This window comes from Halomonas sp. BL6, from assembly GCF_006228115.1.
GTDB lineage: Bacteria > Pseudomonadota > Gammaproteobacteria > Pseudomonadales > Halomonadaceae > Vreelandella > Vreelandella piezotolerans.
Genome location: NZ_VDGL01000001.1, coordinates 26,261 through 48,763, shown reverse-complemented (window position 1 = coordinate 48,763; position 22,503 = coordinate 26,261). Strand labels below are relative to the sequence as shown.

At 57.9% G+C, this 22,503-nt stretch carries 17 protein-coding genes and 1 tRNA gene; 6 read left to right on the top strand and 12 right to left on the bottom strand.

Annotated elements, in window-relative coordinates:
- Positions 1–25: 25 nt before the first annotated feature.
- On the top strand, positions 26–1,150 hold the full coding sequence (locus tag FHJ80_RS00235; RefSeq protein ID WP_139525075.1) for a histidinol-phosphate transaminase: 1,125 nt from the start codon (positions 26–28) through the stop codon (positions 1,148–1,150).
- A gap of 52 nt (positions 1,151–1,202) precedes the next feature.
- On the opposite strand, the gene FHJ80_RS00230 is transcribed toward FHJ80_RS00235, so the two are convergent.
- The 12 genes from FHJ80_RS00230 to FHJ80_RS00175 all read right to left on the bottom strand — a co-directional run bounded on the left by FHJ80_RS00230 (position 1,203) and on the right by FHJ80_RS00175 (position 16,738).
- Entirely contained in the window at positions 1,203–2,159 is a 957-nt protein-coding gene (locus tag FHJ80_RS00230; RefSeq protein WP_139525074.1) for a branched-chain amino acid transaminase, read from the bottom strand.
- Positions 2,156–3,262, bottom strand: a complete 1,107-nt coding sequence (locus tag FHJ80_RS00225) for a class II histone deacetylase (RefSeq protein ID WP_139525073.1) — start codon at positions 3,260–3,262, stop codon at positions 2,156–2,158. Before FHJ80_RS00225 ends, FHJ80_RS00230 begins: the two co-directional genes overlap by 4 nt.
- A complete protein-coding gene (locus FHJ80_RS00220) occupies positions 3,259–4,290 on the bottom strand; it encodes a histone deacetylase family protein (protein ID WP_139525072.1) in 1,032 nt (343 codons plus the stop codon). Before FHJ80_RS00220 ends, FHJ80_RS00225 begins: the two co-directional genes overlap by 4 nt.
- 20 nt (positions 4,291–4,310) lie before the next feature.
- Positions 4,311–5,585 carry a TRAP transporter large permease gene (locus FHJ80_RS00215; RefSeq protein ID WP_139525071.1) on the bottom strand — a complete coding sequence of 425 codons (1,275 nt, stop codon included), beginning with the start codon at positions 5,583–5,585 and terminating at the stop codon, positions 4,311–4,313.
- Positions 5,582–6,127: a TRAP transporter small permease gene (locus FHJ80_RS00210; protein ID WP_139525070.1), complete on the bottom strand. Its 546-nt coding sequence runs from the start codon at positions 6,125–6,127 to the stop codon at positions 5,582–5,584. The genes FHJ80_RS00215 and FHJ80_RS00210 overlap by 4 nt, the downstream gene beginning before the upstream one ends.
- A 45-nt stretch (positions 6,128–6,172) precedes the next feature.
- The gene (gene dctP, locus FHJ80_RS00205; protein ID WP_139525069.1) at positions 6,173–7,246 is read right to left on the bottom strand and encodes a TRAP transporter substrate-binding protein DctP; all 1,074 of its coding nucleotides are present in this window, start codon (positions 7,244–7,246) and stop codon (positions 6,173–6,175) included.
- Positions 7,247–7,352: 106 nt separating this feature from the next.
- Entirely contained in the window at positions 7,353–8,297 is a 945-nt protein-coding gene (locus tag FHJ80_RS00200; protein WP_139525068.1) for an ornithine cyclodeaminase family protein, read from the bottom strand.
- A gap of 1 nt (position 8,298) precedes the next feature.
- Positions 8,299–8,655, bottom strand: coding sequence for a RidA family protein (locus tag FHJ80_RS00195; protein ID WP_139525067.1), 357 nt, complete (start codon positions 8,653–8,655; stop codon positions 8,299–8,301).
- Between the two features lie 116 nt (positions 8,656–8,771).
- Positions 8,772–9,539, bottom strand: a complete 768-nt coding sequence (locus FHJ80_RS00190; protein WP_139525066.1) for an AraC family transcriptional regulator — start codon at positions 9,537–9,539, stop codon at positions 8,772–8,774.
- Between the two features lie 119 nt (positions 9,540–9,658).
- A complete protein-coding gene (locus FHJ80_RS00185) occupies positions 9,659–10,015 on the bottom strand; it encodes a RidA family protein (RefSeq protein WP_016914906.1) in 357 nt (118 codons plus the stop codon).
- 188 nt (positions 10,016–10,203) lie between these two features.
- Entirely contained in the window at positions 10,204–16,371 is a 6,168-nt protein-coding gene (locus FHJ80_RS00180; RefSeq protein WP_139525065.1) for a calcium-binding protein, read from the bottom strand.
- A gap of 280 nt (positions 16,372–16,651) precedes the next feature.
- Positions 16,652–16,738, bottom strand: a tRNA-Leu gene (locus tag FHJ80_RS00175).
- A 113-nt stretch (positions 16,739–16,851) separates the two neighbouring features.
- Between FHJ80_RS00175 and queA the strand changes: the two genes are divergently transcribed.
- From queA to secF, 5 genes are all read left to right on the top strand, one after another.
- Positions 16,852–17,883 carry a tRNA preQ1(34) S-adenosylmethionine ribosyltransferase-isomerase QueA gene (gene queA, locus FHJ80_RS00170; RefSeq protein ID WP_139525064.1) on the top strand — a complete coding sequence of 344 codons (1,032 nt, stop codon included), beginning with the start codon at positions 16,852–16,854 and terminating at the stop codon, positions 17,881–17,883.
- A gap of 36 nt (positions 17,884–17,919) precedes the next feature.
- On the top strand, positions 17,920–19,065 hold the full coding sequence (gene tgt / locus FHJ80_RS00165) for a tRNA guanosine(34) transglycosylase Tgt (RefSeq protein ID WP_176558193.1): 1,146 nt from the start codon (positions 17,920–17,922) through the stop codon (positions 19,063–19,065).
- Between the two features lie 78 nt (positions 19,066–19,143).
- On the top strand, positions 19,144–19,470 hold the full coding sequence (yajC, locus tag FHJ80_RS00160; RefSeq protein ID WP_044628915.1) for a preprotein translocase subunit YajC: 327 nt from the start codon (positions 19,144–19,146) through the stop codon (positions 19,468–19,470).
- 134 nt (positions 19,471–19,604) lie between these two features.
- A complete protein-coding gene (secD, locus tag FHJ80_RS00155) occupies positions 19,605–21,458 on the top strand; it encodes a protein translocase subunit SecD (RefSeq protein WP_139525063.1) in 1,854 nt (617 codons plus the stop codon).
- A gap of 49 nt (positions 21,459–21,507) precedes the next feature.
- Positions 21,508–22,434, top strand: coding sequence for a protein translocase subunit SecF (gene secF, locus FHJ80_RS00150; protein WP_139525062.1), 927 nt, complete (start codon positions 21,508–21,510; stop codon positions 22,432–22,434).
- Positions 22,435–22,503 lie beyond the last annotated feature (69 nt).

The window sequence follows — 22,503 nt, the reverse complement described above, 5'->3', positions numbered from 1 at the left end:
CCACTTCTATAGTTAGGATTCGCCCATGTCCTCGCATACAACGCCCCGCTACCCCGCGCACCTGACCGGCGAAGGTCCCCACAACCCTTTCCCGGGCATTAAAGTGCTGGAGCGTAAACTTGGCCGGGAGCTTCCGCACCGGCTGGGTTCTAACGAGGGGTTAGACATGCCCCACCGCGCCCTGCGGGAGCACTTTGGCGACGCGGTGGCACAGCACGTGTACTGCTATGGCGATGCCGAGGCCTTGGGGGTACGCCAGCGCTTGAGCGCACAGCAGAACATTCCGCTGGAGCATCTGCTGGTGGATGCCGGTGCCGATAGCCTGATCGCCCTGGCGCTGCGCACCACCTGCACGGCGGGCGATGCGGTGGTGAGCACCGCAGGCACCTACCCCACGTTTGGTTACTTCGCCCAAGGCCAGGGCTGCCGGTTGATCGAGCCCAGCTACCATGAAGCCCCCGGCGTGCTCGCCCCGGATTTAGAAGCGCTGGCAGCCGCCGCCCATCAAGAAGAGGCGCGGTTGGTGTATCTAGCGAACCCCGATAACCCCAGCGGCCACCTGCATAGCGATAGCGCGATTCTCAAGCTGCGCGAGGCGCTGCCGGAGGCATGCTGGCTGCTGCTGGACGAGGCCTACGGCGATTTTCGTGATGATGCAGGCAGCGAGTTCCTCGGCAAAGCGCTGCCGGGGGTAATTCGCCTGCGTACGCTCTCCAAGGCCCACGGCCTGGCCGGGATGCGTATTGGCTACGCGATTGCCGAGCCCGACGTGCTGGCGATGATGATGAAAGTGCGTATTCACTACGCAGTGTCGTCGTTCACCCAGGCGGCGGCTGAAGTCGTGCTCGATCACCCCGACGAAGTACGCCAGCACATCGAAGCGGTGAAAGCCCGCCGCGAGCAGCTGGCGCTGCACTTTATTGGTTTGGGGGCCGACGTGCTGCCCAGCGCGACGAACTTCGTCGGCATTCGGCTCTCCAGTGCGGAATTGGCGGCGGCGGTTCATCAGGAGCTGTTGGCCGAGGGCGTATTGGTTGCCCGCTTGGCCCACCCAGAACTGGCCAACGTGATCCGTATTACGGCGGTCGAGGACGCGTTAGCGCCCGGCAGATTGGCCACGCTGGAAAAAGCGCTTCAGCAGCACGGCTAGCGCCGTTTGCCCCGGTGCGATGCCGGGGCGATTAAAAAGCGATCAGCCACCGTTATGCCGGTGTTAGCCAGTGCCGGTAGGCGTCTAACTCGCCGCGCACTGCTTGGCGATAAAGATGCTGGAGCCGAGCCGTCACGCTATTCGACGCCATCGGCTCGCTAAGGGGCGGCGCCCCGGCGCGAGTGCCGATTCTGCGCCCATCAAGCTCTCTTAGCGGCAGAATTTCGGCGGCGGTGCCGGTCAAAAATGCCTCATCGGCGGTGTAAAGCTCATCGCGGGTAATGCGCCGCTCTTTGACTTCGATGCCCAACACATCCCGGGCCAGCTGAATGACGCTATCCCGGGTGATGCCCTGCAGGCAGGAGGTCACTTCCGGGGTGTGCAGCACGCCATCACGTAGTAAAAAGACGTTCGCCGCCGAGGCCTCGGCCACATAGCCTTCGGGGTCGAGCATGATGGTTTCATCAAAGCCCGCTTTGACTGCCGTGTTGAGCGCCAGCATCGAATTCACGTAGTGGCCGCTGGTTTTAGCGCGGCACAGGCTGATGTTGACGTGGTGACGCGCCCAGGAAGAGGTCAAGGCGCGCAGTCCGTGGGACGCTGCATGAGGGGAAAGGTAGGGCCCTAGATCCCAGGCGGCAATCATCACATGGGTGGTCAGCCCTTGGGCACGCAGCCCCAGGCCTTCGGCGCCTAGAAACACGGTGGGCTTTAAATAGGCGCTGCTTAGCCCGTTTTTGGTCAGGCTTTCACGCTGGGCATCGATCAGCTCGGCTTCGCTAAACGGCAGCGGAATATCCAGCGCGTGGGCGCTTTCCACTAATCGGCGGGTATGCTCCGCCACTCGAAACAGCTGCGGGCCTTGCGGCCCTGCGTAGGCGCGCACGCCTTCAAAACAGCCCATGCCGTAGTGCAGCGTATGGGTGAACACATGCACTTTGGCGTCCCGCCAGGCCAGCCACTGGCCATCCTGCCAAATCCAGCCGTCACGATCATAAAGCGGTGTCATCGGGTCGTTTGCTCCCACTGTCGTTGCCAGCCATCGATGAGCGCCTGCTGATGCGGCTGCAGCGTTTGGTAGCCCCAGGCGGCAATTTCGTCGTTTTGCGGGTCGAACACAGCCGTGTGACTGCCCGCGAGGGTTTGGATCACCGCGTGGCCGCAGAGCGGCACATAGCCTTCGGAGTATCCGCCCTCATGCACCATCACCAGCTTGCCGCTGCAGCAGCGTTCTGCCACGGCCTTGACGTGGGCGGTCATGGTGGCGAAGGCTTGGCTGTTGAGCAGCATCTTGCCGAGCGGGTCTTTGGCGCAGGCATCATAGCCGCAGGCCACCACGATCAGGTCGGGGGCGAACGCTTCCAGCGCGGGCAGCACCAGCGTTTCCATGGCATACGCATAGGCCCCTAGGCCACAGCCAGGAGGCAGCGGCAGGTTCAGGTTAGCGCCTACCCCGGCCCCTTCGCCCTGCTCATCGAAACCACCGGTGTCCAGCGGGTAGTTGGCCGCTTGGTGTATCGAAATGGTAAAAACATCGGGGTCATGATAGAACGCCGACTGCTGGCCGTTGCCGTGGTGAACGTCCCAATCGAGTATCGCCACCCGGTTGGCTTGGCCAAGGGCACGGGCACGCAGCACCGCCACGGGAATATTGCCCAGCAGGCAGAACCCTCGGCCCTGGTCGGCTTCGGCATGGTGGCCCGGCGGGCGACAGAGGGCATAGGCGTTTTCCACCTGCCCCAGCGCCACGGCCTCCACGGCGGCGATGGCCAGCCCTGCTGAGCGCGTCGCCGCCGCCCAACTGCCCGGCATGTAAGGCGCGCAGTCGCCGCCGTTGCCACCCTGGGCGTTGTCCCCTGCCTGGAGTTCCTCCAGGTAACGCGGAGTATGAAAACGCTGAAGGTCGGCCAGCGTGGCAGCGGGGGGCTTGACCACGTGCAGCTCGTCGATCAGCCCGCTGACTTCCAGGATATTTTTCAACCGCCGCTTACTCTCGGGGCTTTCCGAGGCGGCTTGGGGCTGCAGAAATTCGCCCGGCGCAGAGAATACGCCGATGGCACCCTGATCGTGCCAAAAGCAGCGCTCGTGCCAATAGAAACCGGTGCTGCTCATACGTTAAACCCCTGCATAAAGGCCGCCAGGTTGGCGCTTAAATGCTCGGTGGGGTAGCCACCCTCCTGCACGATGACCATGGGTAGCGCGAGCGCTCGCAGGCGCTTTCCCACCTCGATGAACGCCTCGGTTTCCACGTTGAGGCCCGCGAGCGGGTCCTCTTTATGGGCATCGAGTCCGAGTGCCACCACGACGGCATCCGGTTCAAAGCGCTGCAGGTGGTCGATCAGAATCGCCAGGGCATCCAAATAGACCTCGCCATCGCTGCCCACCGGCAGAGGGAGATTGACGTTGGCCCCTACACCTTCATCGCCACCCTCTTCGTCCGCGCCGCCCCAGAAAAAGGGATAAAAATCACTCGGGTCAGCGTGCAGCGAGCCTGTCCATACGTCGCCCCTGGCGTAGAAAATATCCTGGGTGCCGTTACCGTGGTGCAGGTCCACATCGATGATCGCCACCTTGGCAAAACGTTCGCGCAGCACGGTGGCGGCCAGCGCCGAGTTATTCAGCAAACAAAAGCCGCCAGCCCGCTCCGGCCCGGCGTGATGGCCCGGCGGGCGGCATAGCGCATAGGCAACTTCCTCCCCCGCCAGCACGGCTTCAGCGGCTGCCTGGGCAGTGGCGGCGGAGGCCAGTGCGCCTTGAAAACTGGTCGCGCTAAGCGGGCAAGCCATATCGTGCAGGTGCCAGCCCGCTTGCCCAATGGGATGGCGGGGATAGTGGAAGCCGCCGCCGCAGGGGTGAATGTTGGGTGCCACGAACTCGGCGGCATTGGGCAGCGCCTGCCAGCGGGCGTAGATCGTTTCGAGAAACGTCAAATAGCGCGGCGTATGAATCTGCTCCAGGCGTTTACGCAGCGTGGGAGAGTCTGACTCCACTGGCGCAGTGAGCACTAAGCCAGCCTTCGCTAACCCCTGCGTTAGCAGCTCGGCACGCACCGGGCCCTCTGGCGAGGCGGCGGGCTGGCCACGTAGCAGGAAGGTAGGCGGCGCATGCATCGCTTGGTCAGGGTGGTAAAAACACTTCATGAGTCGCAGTCCTTAGCTAGTCACAGCAGTGACGGTATCCAGGTGGAGAGCGCCGGGAAGGCCGCCAGCAGCACGATCACCACCAAGAACGAGACATAAAACGGCAGCGATGCCACGATGGCCCGTTCGTAGGGCACCTCGGCTATTCGCGCGGCCGTCATTAGCGTCATTCCCACCGGCGGTGTAACGTTGGAGATATTGAGCACCACGATCATCAGGATAGCGAAGTGGAGCGGATCAAAGCCAAGCTGAATCATCGCGGGCACTAGCACTGGCGCAATGACCACCAGCGCGGGCAGTACGTCCATTACCGTTCCCACCACCAGAAGCAGCAGGCAGACCAGCATCAGCTGCACGAAGGCCGCATCGCTAAAGGTGGTGATGATACTGGCCGCATCCCGAGCGATACCGGAGCGGGTCACGAACCAGCCCAGCACCGCCGAAGTGGCCAGCAGGAAAAACACAACCCCAGAAAAGCGCACGGTGGTGACGAGCGCCTCCCAGATTTTTCGCCACGTCAGGTTCCGGTAGAACACCACGCCGATCACGATGGCGTACACCGCCGCAAACCCCGACGCTTCGGTAATGGTCGTGAGGCCTGAGAGAATGCCGCCCAGAATGATCACCGGCACCACCAGCGCGGGTAGTGCCAGCACGAACGACATCATGGCCATTTTGAAGGGCGTGGGGGCTTGTTTCGGGTAGTTGCGCTTCCAGGCTAAAAAGAAGCTGACGCCCAACAGTGCCAAGGCCATTAGCAAGCCAGGGATGATGCCACCGGCAAACAAGTCGATGACCGAAATATCCCGCAGCAACGTAGCGTAGACCACCATCACCACGCTGGGGGGAATGATCGGCCCGATGATCGACGAGCATGCAGTCACTGCCGCCGCATACTCCGCGTCGTACCCCTGCTTTTTCATTTCGGGAATCATGATTTTGCCGATGGCCACCGTATCGGTCACCGCTGCCCCCGTGAGGCCCGCAAAGAATACCGAGACCGAAATGTTCACGTGAGAAAGCGAGCCCCGTACTCGGCCAAACAGCGCATTGTTGAAGGCAATCAGCTTGTGGGTTAGCCCGCCCTGGTTCATTAGCTCAGCAGTGAAAATGAAGTAGGGTACGGCGATCAGCAGAAAGCCGGAAACGCCGGAGAACATGCGGTCGGCGATGATGCCGAGCATCCGTTCGCCGCCAATGGCAAAACCGCCCGCCAAACCGGACATCGCCATCACGACGGCTACCGGCGCGCCAATCAGTAGCAGGACGACGAACGCAATGATCGCAGGTGTCATGAGCGGTGCTCCCTATCAGCGGTGTCGATAAGCTCGCCAATCACGTCCTGCTCGTCCATAAAGTGTTCCAGCAGTGCAAACCCATGCACCAAGTGCAGCAGCATCATCACGCCGCTTATCGGCACCACGATGGCAGTGACCTTGCTAGGAATGCGGATTTGGTCAGAGACCATGTACACCTGGGTGGCGCTAGTGAAGTAGTCCCAGCCGTACCAGGTGAGCAAGAGTGCAAATAGGCCGATCACCGCTAGGCAGAGCCCGGCGGCCACCTGCACCATCACTTTTGGCAGGCTGCGTACCAGCAGTGTCATGGCGACGTGCTCGCCATAGCGCAGTGAAATCGTCATCGAAAGAAAACCAATCCAAGGTAGGAACAGCCGCGCCAGCGAGTAGGTCCAGCTCAGCGTGCTGCCCGTGATCAGTTTGTATAAAAATGCGGTAAAAGAGATGCCCAGCATCGCCAAAATACAGCCTACACACACCACGATAGCGACCTGATTGACCAGATCGCTCACGCGACGTAAAGGAGTCAAAACGCCCATGGCCATTCCTCACGCTGGGGCGTAAGGCCCCAGCGTTGATTACCGTTATTGTCCGTAAATTCGCAGGTCATCTTCCGCTAGCTGCTGGCCCACGCGTTCGACCTCATCCAACAGGCCCTGCACACGCGCTTCGTCCATTCCGAAGTCATTGACGATCCACTCCTGCCAGGCGGGGCGGGCAATCTCGGCCATGCGCTCACGTTCGGCATCGGGCATCAGATAGCAGGCCTCGAAACGCTCGCATGACTCGACCCAACTGGCGGTGGCAAGGGCGCCCGACATGCCGTGGCTGAGCTGAATAGCCTCCCGTGCCGAGCTAATCACCGCCTGCTGATGGGATTCCGGCAGCGATTGGTACCAGGACTCGCTCACCATCCAGGGCGCGCTGTTATACACATGCCCGGTGAGCGTGGTGTAGTCGGTCACCGCATCGAAGTTGAACGTGGTATTGAGCACCGGCGCGTTGAACTGGCCATCGGCTAATCCGGTTTCCAGTGCGGTGATCAGCTCGCCCCAGGGCAGTGGCGTCGCGGAGGCGCCTAGCGAGCGCATGATGGCAACGTGGGCCGGGTTCTCTTCAGTACGAATATTGAGCCCTTCTAGGTCTTCCAGGGTCTCGATCAAGCGGACGTTGTTGGTGAAAGCCACGAAGCCGCCGCCGTCATCGAAGGTACCTAGATAGCGCATGTTTGCGGCCTCCACGGTGCCCGACATAAAGTCGGCAAACCACTCGCTATCGAAGAACGTCCACGCCTGCCGCCAGCTGGTAAAGAGGAACGGCGCGGTCACCGCTTGGTAGTCGCCATAGAACGACGACATGGCCCCGGCAGACATGATGGTGGACTGTAACGTACGGCCACCCTGCACTTCCGAGCCATTTTCTACTTCAGAGCCGAGCTGGCCGCCGCCGAAGATCGTCACTTCGAGATCGCCATCGGTGCGGGCTTCCACGAGATTCTTAAAATGCACCAGCGCCGGATAGATTTCGTTGTTGCTCATATCCTCCGGAAGTTGGGTCGCAATCACCATTTCATAAGATTGGGCCTGGGCCGTGTTGCTGGCAATGGCCAGCGGGAGGGCTGCTAGGGCAGTGAAGAGTAAAGAGCGCTTAGCGTTCATAACACACCTCGTTTTGGTTATTGATGGTCTTCGTTATGACTGGCGTTGCAGTGCTGTGGCGTAGCGGCCTTTATTGTTGTTGTCTGGCCAGGCCTGCAGCGTGGTTTTATGAATGATGCTTGGGCAGTGACTCCCATAGTTCGATGGCGGCGGCGAGATCCTCAAGAGAGGCGCCTACGGATTTAAACAGCGTGATGGCCTCTTTACCCGAGCGCCCTGGTTTGGCCCCGGACAGCACCTCGGCCAGCTCCGCTTGAATGGCGTCAAACTGAAAAGCGCCCTCCTCGATGGCCTGCAGAATATCCCCCGCTTCGCCTTTTGCGCCTGCGTAGGTGTCTACGAACACCTGCGCACGGCCTAAACACGCAGCATCGGTTTCGCGCATTTGTGGGCGAAACGCGCCGATTAAATCCACGTGCGTACCCGGCGTGAGCCATTCGCCTTTGATGATCGGTTGGGTGGAGAGCGTCACACAGCTGATGATATCGGCCTCCGCGACAGCGTCGGGTAACGCGTCTACCACCTGAGTAGCAAAGCGGTCTGCGTACTCCTCGGCAATCGCGGCGGCTTTATTGGGGTTACGGCCCCATATCAGCACCCGTTTGATGGGGCGCACGCTGGCGTGGGCTTCGATCACCATCGGGGCCAGTTTGCCGGTACCCACCACCAGCAGGGTGTCGGCATCTTCATTGGCCAATGCTTGAGCCGCCAGCGCCGAGGCGGCGGCGGTACGGCGGCGGGTTAGTTCGCTGCCATCGATACACGCCAACGGCTGGCCGTGTTTGCCTTCGCTGAGCAAGTAAAGCCCCGAAATAGCCGGAACACCGTGCTCGGCGTTTTGCGGAAACACGTTGACCATCTTCACACCGATATAGCCAGCAGCTTCCCAGGCGGGCATCAGCAGCATGGTGGCTTCGCCGTCGGGCCGGTGCATGGCGTGATGGTGGCGCGGTGGTGACTCCACTCCGTTCACAAAGGTATGCCGCAAACGGTCGATGACGCCCTGCCAAGTGAGATGCTGTGCGACTTCCGCTGCCGAAACGACCTGCATATCAAGCCTCCGGCAGCGCAGCGATGACCATGATTTCCACCTTCCACTCGGGCTTGGCCAATTTGGCTTCTACCGCAGCACGCACCGGTGGGCGACCAGGCACGACCCAGGCATCCCAGGCTTGGTTCATTTGGTCGAATTCCGCCATGCTGGTGACCCAGATTTGCGCCGAGATCAACTGCTCTTTAGAGGTGCCTGCCTGGGCCAGCAGTTGGTCGATACGTGCTAACACCTGCTCCGTTTGTCCGCGCATATCGGCGGTGGCATCCGAGGGTACTTGGCCTGCGAGATAGACCGTGCCGTTATGCACGGCGACTTGGCTCATGCGGAGGTTGCTGTCTTGATAGGTCACGCCCATGGGGTCTCTCCAAGGAAGGTGGGGTTCCTCTTGAGACTACGACGATGCCTTGGCGTGTGCTTGCCCGAAACTCGGGTAAATTTGCCCGCAAGTCAGGCAGACAGGGACGTCAGCCATTAGCGGTCAGATGAGGGGGAAATCTCGAAGTAACGCCGATAGGCGCGGGAAAAACTGCCCTGATCGCGAAAACCCACCAGCATGGCAATATGACCAAGGCTCAGCGCGCTATGTCGTACCAGCGTGCGCGCATGCTCTAGCCGCCTGCGCTGCACATAGGCCAGCGGCGTTATCCCGGTGAGCTCTCGAAAACAGCTATGGAAGTGCCCAGGGCTCAACGCACACAGCGCCGCTAACTGCTCGACACGTATGTCATCTGCCAGATGTTGGTCTAGCCAGGCATCCAGGCGCTCTAAGTCGAGCCGTTCGCTGATACAGCGCACCCCAAGCTGGTCAGCCGTCTGTTTTGGCGCATCCTGCAGGTACATATAGAGGGCCCGCAGCAGCAGAACGGCAATTTCGTTTTGCAGCGCCGGGCACTGATCCAGCTGATGCGCCAGCGCATGAGTCAGTTGATTCAGGGCGGGGGGTACGGTAAAGAAGCGCGGCTTATCGAATAAGCGCTCGATCTCACTGCCTTTTTCCAGCGTGGCCAAGTGCTGTACGGGAATATCCAGCACCAGCGTTCGATTGCTGCCATCGCCTTGGTACTCATGATGGCGGGCCGAGGGGATCAGGCAGCCTCGACGAGCGGTCACCCGCTCCCCTTGGCCTTCCATGGAGAGTTCAGTCACGCCACACGTCGCCAGTATCAACTGGTGAAAATCGTGAGTGTGTGCCACCTGTTCTTGCGCTAGGTTGCGGCTATGCAGCTCGAACTGGGACATGACCGTACCGTTCGGGAAGTGTGAGAAGAAGGCTTCACTATAAAACGATCGCGGAATAAAAAGCGAGGGGGCGTTAACGCTTGGTTAACGCCCCCTCGCTACTGCCTTGAGATAACCGATCAGGCGTCGGGCAGTGCCGCGATGACCATGATCTCCACTTTCCACTCGGGCTTGGCCAGCTTGGCTTCCAACGCGGCGCGCACCGGCGGGCGACCCGGCACTACCCAGGCTTCCCACGCTTCGTTCATTTCTGCGAACTCGGCCATGTCGGTGACCCACACCTGGGCAGAGATCAAGTGCTCTTTCGAGGTGCCCGCTTGCGCCAGCAGCTCATCGATACGCGCCAACACCTGCTCGGTTTGCCCACGCATGCCCACCGTGGCATCCGCCGGCACTTGGCCCGCGAGGTAGACGGTACCGTTATGAATGGCCACTTGGCTCATACGCGCATTGCTTTCGTGATAGGTCACGCCCATGGGGGTATCTCCCGCGAAGAGGGGTATGTTATTGCGTTGATATGCCATAAAGCACCGCCTTTATACGACGCTTGGCGGCATTCAACAATAGATAGGGGCGGCTCAGCGTTACCAGGCAGACGTGGTGGTGTAGAAAATATAGCAACCCCCGACAGCCATGCGGCTGCCGGGGGTTGTCTCCTCATGCATTAGGTGTAATTCGTGTTCCAGTTCTCATCCAAGAAGTTATTGAGGTCTAGGTTTTCGAAGCTGGCGAGCAACTGCGTATCAAACACATCGCCCGTATCCTCTACGCGGAATAGTTGAGCATCATCATTGATCTCGTCCGTATCACCGTTGCCAGCTAAGAGATAAACCACGTTGCCATCGATTAATCCCAAATCTGCTAACCAGCTGGCAGTGCCGCCGAAAAACTGAGCGGTGGTAAATACAGCAAAGGCAATATTGTCTACACCATCATTCACATCTTGCCGAAATGCTTGAGCATCATCATATTTGGCGAAGTCAGCACTAACCCCACCTCGTAGGCCCGGAATTTCTGTCGCCTCATCCCCAATTCGCAAGGCATCACCTGCCGCACCTGTAGTGAAGTTGGTAATGAGATAAGGCGTGCCCTCCACTAAGTCTGAGGGTAACTCTCTAGGCTCGCCAGAGTCGACTACTTGGCCGTCGATTGGCTGATAGCGATTATTAAATAAAGCGCGCGCATCCTCATCTTCGTTAATGGTAATAGTATTATCAGTCAATCTAATTTGAGAAGCATTTTGGACGACAAAGCTTTGTTCTTCGGCTATAACCGCCTCTAATTCATCCTGTATCTGCCACTCAAAAATATCAGTGATTCCACCACTAAAATCGCTTTGATTGATAGCGCCATTGATGATGCTTTCAATGTCACTCCTTATTTCTTCAGCCTGACCAATCGACAGCCAATCATAGACGGCAGGCACATCTTTGTTAATGACATAATCACCACTGACATCTGCTCCTGACAGTGCTTCCTCAAGGGTGTATACGTTATCAAAAACAAAGTTCTCTAAATCACGAAGCTCCAAATACTGTGCTTCGGTCACGCCAGAGTTCTCCACTAACTTAACGCTCTCAGCAAGCGTGACCACATTCGTCCCGATAGCGTTAATGATACTGCTAGGAGCATCTACGATATTCCAAATTGCAAAATCGCGCAAACTCCATTGCCCACCGCCATCAGGCTGATTAATAGCGCCATCTAAGAACATCCTAATAGAAGCGATATCGGCCCTAGCTTCCGAAACCGTCACATCTTCTAAGTCTACTAAACTCGCACTCTCATTAACATAATAAAACTCAGTGGGCTCGCGATCACCACTGACTATCAAAGAAGTTAGACTAAACTGTACAGGAGTGTCATCGACATCAAAGTTAAAAGCATTAGAACCTGTTAAAGACAAGTAATCGCTAAATGTTAGGAAATCATCACCCTCATCAAGATTAGCATAAACAACATCAGCACCACTCAGCCATTCTTCACTTGAGTTCACTAACTCAAGCAGTACTGACGCCACGTCTCGAATAGACCAACTGATTAAATTATCAAGCTGTAACTGATCACTATTGCGCGCGCCATCAATTGCCGTGTTAGTGTTTTGCACTAATGCTTGAGCACCTTGAACATCTAATACCCCCGCATCAAAAGGAGTTTGAGGCACAACGATAGCATAACTGACATCGTCGCCTCCGCCTGACTTATCAAGCGACTCACCCGCCTCCAACACGCCCAAAGCTTGCTGGATGGTATAAAGCACTTCAACCGGATCTGACTGATAGTCATAATTATTTAGCGCAATTAACGATTGGTATTGCGCAAACGTAATTTGATCATTCGTAACAGTGACACTATCTGCCAATAAGACATGAGCCTGATTGATTGCCTGTATAATATTGCTGGCGGAATCATTAACCGTCCAATCGAATAATGCCTGAACGTTGCCATCGTTATTTTCGAGACCAGACGCTCCGTTTAGAACCGTTCGCACATCTGTCAACTCTGCAGCAGCATCTTGCACAGATAGCTGCCCGGCAACGTGAGGCGTACTACTATCAACCAAAATAAAACTATCTACGGGCGCTAAAATATCAGATTTTACCGCACGCACTGCATCAGACATGTCAGTGTATTCGACAACTGTTTCCCCTAACACGAATCCTTCAGAAGCAGGATTATTACCTTCGACGAGGGTATAGGCATTTACTAAGCTTTCATAATCAGCAGACGTAATGGCTGCATCCGTCAACCTGATTCTGTAAGCTTCTACCAACACTTCTCTATTTAGATCAGCGTTAATAGCCGCAAAACTATCAACAACAGACCACTGATAGATCGCCGTTAACTCCACTCCCCTATATTCAGGCACACTTCCTGCAATCAAATCCCTTACATCGCTAATATACGCTTCAGCAGTTGCTATATCAATTTCGCTGTCAACGCCCAAACCCTCGTTTATATCGAACTGATCTTCAGAGAAGAAGTAGTCGTTGGCCAAGTCGCCTGGAGCCGCAAAACTGTTGTCTGTGTTATCGAACACGTAAGCTAACGTGTACACCACTAAGTTATAATCAAAACCGCCTTCACCCAGGCCATTGACCAAGGCGTCGTACTCAGCGGCTAGAATATTGCCATCTGCACCACCATTGGCCGCAAAGATACTATCTGCGCCTTCAAGTACTTCTGGAATGCCGCTTGTACTGCTCTCAATGACAGCAAGAATGTTGCTAGCAGAGTCGGTGATATTCCAATTATAAAAAGCTTCAAAATTGGCGGCATTGCGGTTGGTAGAGCCCTCAAGAATGTTCTTGACGGCTTCAATATCCGTCAGCGCATTGGTGACACTTAATGGGCCATTGGGGTTTGTATAGGGCGTGTTGCCTGTAATGGAGTAAAACTCACTGGGAGCGAGCTCACCCTCGGCCTCGGCACCCACTGCGGCTTGCAGGTTCGCATAGGTGACAGTAGTTTTGACTGCGTCTTCCCCTGCATCTAAGCGCAGCGTATTCCCTAACACTTCAAGCAACTGTTCATACTGAGCTTGAGTGATGGTGGTACCTGTCACACGCACCGTTTGGGCGTTCACAACAGCATCGTCGCCAAACGCAGTATCACCCGCGTTAACGTTACTGATTCCGTTGAGCAGGTTGCCAATGCTGTCTTCGACCTGCCACACCACTGCATCGCTGCCGAGTAGCGCAGTCCGGTTCTCTGCACCCGCGATAATGGCGAAATAGCTCGCTCCCTGGGCGACTGTCCAAACGTCGTTGAACGATGTTTCCAGGTCGATCACATAGTCGGCAACCAGGGGGCCATTGCCAGCATCGATGACAGAGATGGCGTTAGCCAACGTGTATTCCACTAGCTCACCGAGGCGAATGTAGTTGAAATCCGCTGTGCTTAGCGCTTCGAACTGCGCAATCGTAATGATGTCGTCACTAACGTTGACTGCATCTGCTCGAGTGAGATGAGGAACGTTACCCGCCGCGAGAATGGCGGAGGCACTGTCGACGACAGTCCAGTTGAACAGCGCATCGGCGTTGGGTGTTTGAGTGTTAAGGGCGCCATCGAGGATTCGTTCTACCGCTGCCAGCCTTGTGGCGGCGGCGTCGACGCTGACCTCACCAGCTTCAAAGGGCACGGTGGTGTCGATGTCGTAATTGGCGGCTAGCGCATCTGCATTGACGGCGTTTTCCAGCGTATAGCGAACGATGGTCGTACCCAGCTCGAAGTTGTCCAGCGTGTTGAGCTGGTCGAATTGAGCGGACGTAATCACTCGATCTTTCGCTGATACTTGGTTGGCTTCGATCACGTGGCCTTGGACTAAATCAGCGATTATCAAACCAACGTCATCGCGAATGACCCACTCGAACAGCGTAAGTGGCGGCTGGTTGTTAGCGCCTTCCAATACCCGGCTAACGTCGGCGAATGCGGTTTCTGCCTCGGCCACGGTGACCGTGCCTGCGTTCAGCACTGCCTGAAGGTCGATGATGTAGTTGCTGGCGAGAGGATCGGCAGCCAGCGCTTCGGCCAGCGTGTAATCGACCTCGGTCTCGCCGAGCACGAAGTTAGGCAACGCATTGAGCTGTACGAACTGCGCAGGGGTAATGATCGCTTCCGTCACGCTGATGCTATTGGCTTCGGCAATTTGTGGGCGTGCGGAGGGCGTTCCTAAAATCGTGGCAAGGCTATCGACGATATTCCACTCTAGGAGCAGATCACGGGTGAGATTGTCGCTGTCAGTGTTTTGGGCTAGATCCAGTAGCACACGCGTGCTATCGATCAACTCAGCAGCCTCGCGCACGGTTAAGTCACCCGCGGAGAAAGGCCTACTTGGGTTGAGCGTGTAGTTAGCAGGCATTACGTCGGTCGCCAACGCTTGTTCCAACGTGTACGGCACGACCGTGCTGCCCAGATCGAAATTATCCAAGGTATTGAGATCAGCGAACTGATCCGGACGGATGGTGGTGTTAGTGAGCGTCACGCTTTGCGCCCCAACGACCTCAGGGCGACCTAGACCACCGCTCACCAACACATCTTCGGCATCCGCGCGAATCGACCACGTATAAATATCGCCTAATGCAATGGGGGCAGTCGCCACATCGAAGTCGCCCGCCAGCACGGTTTCGACCAGCGCCAGCTGGTTGCCTGCAGCCGTCAACCCCAACGTGCCTGCCGCAAACGGCTGATTGGGGTTGATCAAGTAGTTCGCTGGCAGTTCGTCATTGGCCGCCAGCGCCACTGCTTGTTGTAGCGTTAGATAAGGTACCTCAGCACGGGTACCGATCGTGTCAGAAAGGTCGCTATTCGGGTCTTGAGCATCTCTCTGCGCGTCCCGAAGCGGGTTATTGTTGCCGTCTCGATAGGCATCGATATTAAGGCCGTCACTGGCGTTATCGATGGCGTCCAGTGCCTGCTTTACTTGGCCAGCAATGGAAGGAAGGTCCAACGCATCGGCCATTTCCTGATTGGTCAACTCCCGGCCAGCGTCGCTCGCTTGATTGAAGGCAGTTCCCAGCCGCGAGAGCGCATCGGCACTGCTAATCCCTGCCGTGGCCGCCATGGCCAACAGGCTCGCCACTTTGACACCCGCAATGAGCAGATCCAGATTAGGCGATGCCTCTGCCAACGGATCTGTCGTCATCAGATCGATTCGCTGGTCGAGGCCAAGCGCCGTTTTGATCGCCGTTTGGGCATCAGCATCGTTCAAGCCGAACTGTTGCGAGAGCTGCACCATCAGGGTGGTCAATGGGGTAATCACCGTCGCATCTTCCGGTGCCCGTAATACGCCGGTAAACGGCAACCCTGTGGAGATATCCACACCACCAGTGGCAGTCAAGATACCGCTGCCCTGCAAACCACTGAAGAAGCCATCGTCATTCGTGGTGACTTGATTCGAGTTGACGGCACGCGTCACGGTGGCCCCGGAAATATACCCATCGACCACATAGCCGCTGATGGTGGCAGGACCACCATCACTACCGCCACCGCCGCCTCCACCGCCCGCAGCGGCAGCCCCTACCGCAATGGCGCCGCCGCCGACATACAGCCAGGGGGGAATATCACCAAACGAGCTGACTGGCTCGCTACTACTGCTTGCGGTACTCGGGAAGCTGCTGGTGCTCGACGGCTGATTGGCGAAAGACGCGCTCGGCACGAATAATAAGTTGCCGAAATCTTCGCCGCTGGCAATACCTTGTTGAAGGGCATTGCTAGGGCTGATGAGAAATAGATCGCCCTGCTGGACCAGCGCACCGCGCTCGATGACCATTTGCGTGCCGTCGGGACGGGTGATCAAGACATTGCCGTCGGGCAACAGCTCCCAGGTTTGTACGTCGGGAAGCTGGCTAAGCGGGACGAGAAGACCACTATCATTGCCGAGTAGCTCCATCAGCGAATCGATATCGACGACGACACGGCCGTTTTCCAGCGCCACATCCGCGGCGGCCATGTCGATACGCTGACCGCTGTTCATGATGAGCGTTAGACTACCGTTAGGTTGGCGAATCACTTCCGCCACCCCTTGTAGATCATTGACGGCGACCATTTGGTCGGCCAGCGCCTGCTGTGCGAGTAACGGCAGCACCAACGTCGCGGCCATCCCCCCTTGCTTCAATGCTTTTTGGTTGTTGGCCATCCAGCGACGAACGAAGGCCATGCGCTCTTGAGGATCAGCCGGAACGTCGATACGCACCACGTCGTCACGTGTATTGGCCAGTGAGTCCCAGTCGCTTTGGGCTTCTTGATGGCTGACCCTGACACCGTTGAGCAGATGGCCACTCATAACTCCGGGCCGCGTTGACTTAAGTATATCGGCTGATGACTTCGCCATTGAGCACATCTCCACTAAAGATTCGCAAGCGCGTTGCGCCAAACGTTTTTATGTAAGTCTGGCGTTGACCGCCTTAGCGCTCTCATCCGTCGTGGATGACGAGCAGCCATAAAAAATTGATCCGAGTATTTCATAAAAAAGCAGGAAACAAACCTGCAATAAGGCGGGGTAATCCCGTTCTTCCCGCGATTAGAGGAGAGCATCGCGGGCAAAAACATCAGCACGGCTTGAGAGGCAGGCACAAAAAAAGGCCTAGCAATAAACGCTAGGCCTTTGATGTTGGTGCCGGTGGCCAGACTCGAACTGGCACACCCGTAAAGGCGGCGGATTTTGAATCCGCTGCGTCTACCAATTCCGCCACACCGGCAATGGAGGCGAATTATACGCAGATCGCCCGTCAAGTCAATCACATCGCTGACTTTATCGACCTAAAGCGCTATCCTAGGCGGCCTGTTCGACCACTGAAAGAGCTTTTTTCACATGCAGCGCGCGGATTTCCATTTCGAGCTACCCGATGAGTTGATTGCCCGCTATCCGTCCGAACGGCGCAGCGATTGCCGATTACTGTGTGTGGATGGCCAAAACGGCGCGCTGGACCACCGCCGTTTTCCCGATTTGTTGGACCTGCTGGAACCCGGCGATCTGTTGGTCTTCAACGACACCCGAGTGATTCCCGCCCGCCTGCACGGCCACAAGGCCAGCGGGGGTAAGGTGGAAATGCTGCTGGAGCGTCCGCTGGATAGCCACCGCGGACTGGCGCATCTTCGTTCGAGCAAGTCGCCCAAGCCGGGCACCGAGCTGATTTTCGAAGGCGACATCCACGCCGTGGTCGAAGGCCGCCGCGACGCCCTATTCGAGCTGCGCTTTTTAGGCGACACGCCGATGATCGCGCTGCTGGAAAAGCACGGCCATATGCCGCTGCCCCCCTACATTACCCGGGAAGACGAGCTAAGCGACCGGGAGCGCTACCAAACCGTCTACGCTCGCCGAGACGGGGCCGTCGCAGCACCGACTGCTGGGCTCCACTTCGACCAGCCGCTGCTGGACGCCCTGGCCGAAAAAGGCATCAACAGTGCTTTCGTGACGCTGCACGTTGGTGCGGGCACCTTCCAGCCGGTGCGGGTGGATAACATCCTCGAACACCACATGCACAGCGAGTGGATCGAGGTGACTGACGCGACCTGCCAACAGATTCGCGAGACGCAAGCCGCCGGTAAACGCGTGATCGCCGTGGGAACGACCAGCGTTCGCTGCCTGGAGAGCGCTTGCATGAAAAGTAGCGATGGCCAGATAGCGCCGTTCAGTGGCGATACCGACATCTTCATTTACCCCGGCTACGAGTGGCGCTGCGTGGATGCTCTGATTACCAATTTCCATCTACCCGAATCCACCCTATTGATGCTGGTATCGGCGTTCGCGGGCTATGAGCACATCATGCAGGCCTACCGCACGGCAGTTGAAGAGCGCTACGCCTTCTTCAGCTACGGCGATGCGATGCTGCTGACCCGCTAACCGACGCGCTTACCGATTGAACAACGAGTTATTGTGATGCGAAACGAATGCTTCATGCGCTTCGAGCGCTTAGCCGAGGATGGCCGCGCGCGTCGTGGCCGTTTGCACTTCCCCCGTGGCACGGTGGAAACCCCTGCGTTCATGCCGGTCGGCACCTACGGCACGGTCAAGGGCATGACGCCCGAGTCGGTCAAAGAGATCGGCGCAGAGATCATCCTGGGCAATACCTTCCATCTCTGGCTACGCCCCGGCACCGAGGTGATCGAAGCTCACGGCGACCTGCACGACTTCGCCCAGTGGGATAAGCCGATCCTGACCGACTCCGGCGGCTTCCAGGTGTTCTCGCTGGGCGAGATGCGCAAGATCACCGAGCAGGGCGTACATTTCCGCTCGCCGGTGGACGGCAGCAAAGTGTTCATGGGTCCGGAAGAGTCCATGGCGGTGCAGCGCTCGCTGGGCTCTGATGTCGTCATGATCTTCGACGAGTGCACGCCCTATCCGGCCACGTTCGAAGAGGCCGAAAAATCCATGGAACTATCGCTGCGGTGGGCCAAACGCTCCCGGGATGCCCACGGCGTCTCGCCCTCTGCCCTGTTCGGCATCATCCAGGGCGGCATGCACCCAGAGCTGCGTGAGCGCTCGCTCAAGGGGCTGTTGGAGATCGGCTTCGATGGCTTGGCCATTGGCGGCCTCTCGGTGGGCGAGCCCAAAGAGGAGATGATCAAGGTCCTCGACTACCTGCCCACTTGGATGCCCGACGACACGCCCCGTTACTTGATGGGCGTGGGCAAGCCAGAAGACCTCGTCGAAGGCGTACGTCGCGGGGTGGATATGTTCGACTGTGTGATGCCCACGCGTAACGCGCGTAACGGCCACCTGTTCACCTCCGAAGGCACCGTCAAGATCCGCAACGCCAAGCACCGTTTCGATACCCGTCCGCTGGATGAAGAGTGCGATTGCCACACCTGTCAGAACTTCTCCCGTGGCTATCTGCATCACCTGGATCGCTGCAATGAAATGCTCGGTTCCATGCTCAATACGATCCATAACTTACGCTACTACCAGCGGGTGATGGCTGATTTGCGCGCGGCAATCGAAGCGGGTACATTGACGACCTTTGTGGAAAGCTTCTATGCAAGGCGCGGCCTCCCGGTGCCACCCCTTGCGGGCGCTGAGTCCTAATCCTTTTATGGCCGCCCGCCGTTGCGGGTGGCATGACCCACTCACCCATTGAGTGTTCTAACCCAGGAGTTCCCTGCAATGCTGGATTTCTTCATCTCACCAGCCCATGCCCAAGAAGCCGCCGCTGGCGGTGGCATCGCGCAAATCGTCATGCTGGTCGGCTTCGTGCTGATCTTTTACTTCCTGCTGTGGCGTCCGCAAGCCAAACGTGCCAAGCAGCACAAGCAGTTGGTATCGGGCCTTGCCAAGGGCGATGAAGTCGTGATTGGCGGCGGTTTGGTTGGCCGCGTGACCAAAGTCAGCGACGAGTTCCTGACCCTGGAAGTCTCTGAAGGTACCGAAGTCAACGTGCAGAAAAACGCCGTGGCCGCCGTACTGCCTAAAGGCACCATTAAGTCCATCTAACGCTTGCACTCCCCCCTGCCGACCCAGTGCCAGCCACCCCGGCAGGGGTGACATGGTAGCGTCGATGGTGAACGTTGCTGTGCGCAGCCTGTCTGTGCACAGCGATTCCGTTTGTAATTGAAGGCAGGGCTTGCATGCTCAACCGTTACCCCCTGTGGAAGTATCTGCTGATACTGGTCGTCCTGGTGGTTGGCCTTATCTACTCGCTTCCCAATCTATTCCCCGCAGATCCCGCCATTCAGGTGAGCGATGCACAAGGCAACGCCCTGGATGAACGGCAGATTACCCGTGTCGAAGAAGCGCTCAGCGAGAGCGATATCGCCGTCAAAGCCGTCGAAGAGACCAACGGTCAGTGGCTGATTCGTTTACAGAGCGATGACGACCAGCTCGACGCCCGTGACATCGCCGCCGACGTGCTGGGCCCCAACGCCACCGTTGCCCTCAACTTGGCCGATGCCACCCCTGAGTGGCTGCAAGCGTTTGCGGCCTCCCCCATGACGCTGGGCCTCGATTTACGCGGCGGTGTTCACTTCCTGCTGGAAGTGGATATGGAGGCGGCGCTGACCCAACGCCTCGAAGTGAACGCCAGCGCCATGCGTGAGTTACTGCGCAGCGAGCGTATTCGCTACCGCAACACCACCATTGACGACCGCTCGCTGTCGATCGACTTCGCCAGCAGCGAAGACCGCGACGCCGCCCGCCGTTTGATCAGCCGCGACTTCCCCAACTTCGAGTACACCAACGAAGGGGATGGCCGCGCTTCGAGCCTGGTCATGACGCTAAGCGACATGACGGTCAACGAAATCCAGGACTATGCGATCAACCAGAACTTGACCACGCTGCGTAACCGGGTGAACGAGCTGGGCGTCGCCGAACCCATGGTGCAGCGCCAAGGCCCGAGCCAAATCGTGGTCGAACTGCCGGGCGTGCAGGACACCGTGGCCGCCAAGCGGATCGTCGGTGCGACGGCCAACCTCGAATTTCGTCTCGAGGCGCGCAACGATACACCGGATGCCGAAACCGAACGCTTCGAGTTTCGCAACGATCCCTCTCGTTCGGCAGAGCTGATGCGCGATGTGATCATCACCGGTGACAGCGTTTCCAGCGCCAGTAATAGCTTCGACGAGAACGGCCGCCCTCAGGTCAACATCAACCTGGACGGCACCGGCGGTACGCTGATGAACCGCGCCACGCGCACCAACATCGGGCGCAACATGGCGGTGCTGTTCATCGAGCATAAAAGCGAAGACCGCATCGAAGTCGACCCGGAAACCGGCGAAGAGACCATCGTTCGTGAGCCCTACACCGAGCGTGGCCTGATCAGCTTGGCGACCATTCAAAGTGCGCTGGGCAACAGCTTCCGCATCACTGGTCTCGACTCCCCTACCGAAGCCGCCGAACTCGCTCTGCTGCTGCGTTCCGGCTCGCTCGCCGCGCCGATCTACTTCGTGCAAGAGCGCACCATCGGGCCCAGCCTGGGCGCAGAAAACATCGAACGCGGCCTGCTCTCGGTTCAGATCGGCTTACTGTTGGTCGTGCTGTTCATGCTGGTGCGTTACAAAGTATTTGGCGTGTTTGCCAACGTGGCGCTGGCGCTCAACTTGACGCTGCTGGTCGCGGTGATGTCGATGCTAGGCGCCACACTCACACTGCCAGGCATTGCCGGTATCGTGCTGACGCTCGGGATGGCGGTGGATGCCAACGTGCTGATCTTCGAGCGGATACGCGAAGAGCTGCGTAACGGCATGTCGATTCAGCAGGCCATTTATGCGGGCTACGAGCGTGCCTTTACCTCGATCGTGGATGCCAACATTACCACCTTGCTAGTGGCAGTGATTCTGTTCTCGATTGGCACCGGCCCGGTAAAAGGCTTTGCCGTTACGCTCTCTATCGGCATTTTGACGTCGATGTTCACTGCGCTGCTGGTCACGCGTGCCATGGTCAATCTGACCTACGGTGGCAAGCCCGTCAAAAAGCTGTGGATCTGATATCGATGAGATCACAACACGCGCTCAGCAAAGAATTTAAGAGGTGGTCATGAAACCCCTAACCCAACTGCGCATCGACTTCATGGGACGGCGCAACCTGGCGTTCATCGTCTCGGCGGTGATGCTGATCGTCTCGATCGGTGCCATCGTCTTCCAGCAGCTCAACCTGGGGCTGGACTTCACGGGCGGCACCCTGGTGGAGGTTCGCTACGGCACCGCTCCCTCCCTGGATGCCATTCGGCAACTGCTAGAGAGCAGCGGCTTCCAAGATGTGTCGGTGCAGACCTTTGGCGCGTCGACGGAAGTCCTGATTCGCTTACAGCAAGCCTTCGATGGTGATGTGGGTAACGATGTCGTCAACCTGCTGCGGGCCAACGGCGATAGCGTCAATCTGGTGCGCGCCGAGTTCGTCGGCGCCCAAGTCGGCGATCAGCTTCGCGACCAGAGCGGTCTGGGGCTGCTCGTGGCACTGGGCGTGGTCATGCTCTACGTAGCCTTTCGCTTCCAGTACAAGTTCGCACTCGGTGCCCTGTTGGCCTTGCTGCATGACGTCATCATTGTCGTGGGGGTGTTTGCTCTGTTCCAGCTCGACTTCGATCTGACGGTGCTGGCGGCGATTCTCGCGGTCATCGGCTACTCGCTGAACGACACCATCGTCGTGTATGACCGCATCCGCGAGACGATTCGCACCTCGCGTATCGACGACATGCCGCAGATTTTCAACGAAGCTTTGAACGCCACGCTGTCACGCACGCTGGCGACATCGGGCACGACCGTTCTGGTCTTGCTGGCGCTACTAATGCTTGGTGGCGACATGATCGAGAACTTCGCCATCGCTCTATTAGTGGGTATCGTGGTGGGCACGTTCTCGTCTATCTATATCTCCGGCGCCCTGCTGATTCCGCTGAAGCTCTCTCGGGAAGACCTCATTCCTACCAAGAAAGAAGTGGATGAAGAGGAAGAAGAGCTGCCCTAACCATGGGATAGCCGCCAACGAAAAGGCCCTGCCGGACACCCGGCAGGGCCTTTTTACTATCATTGACGA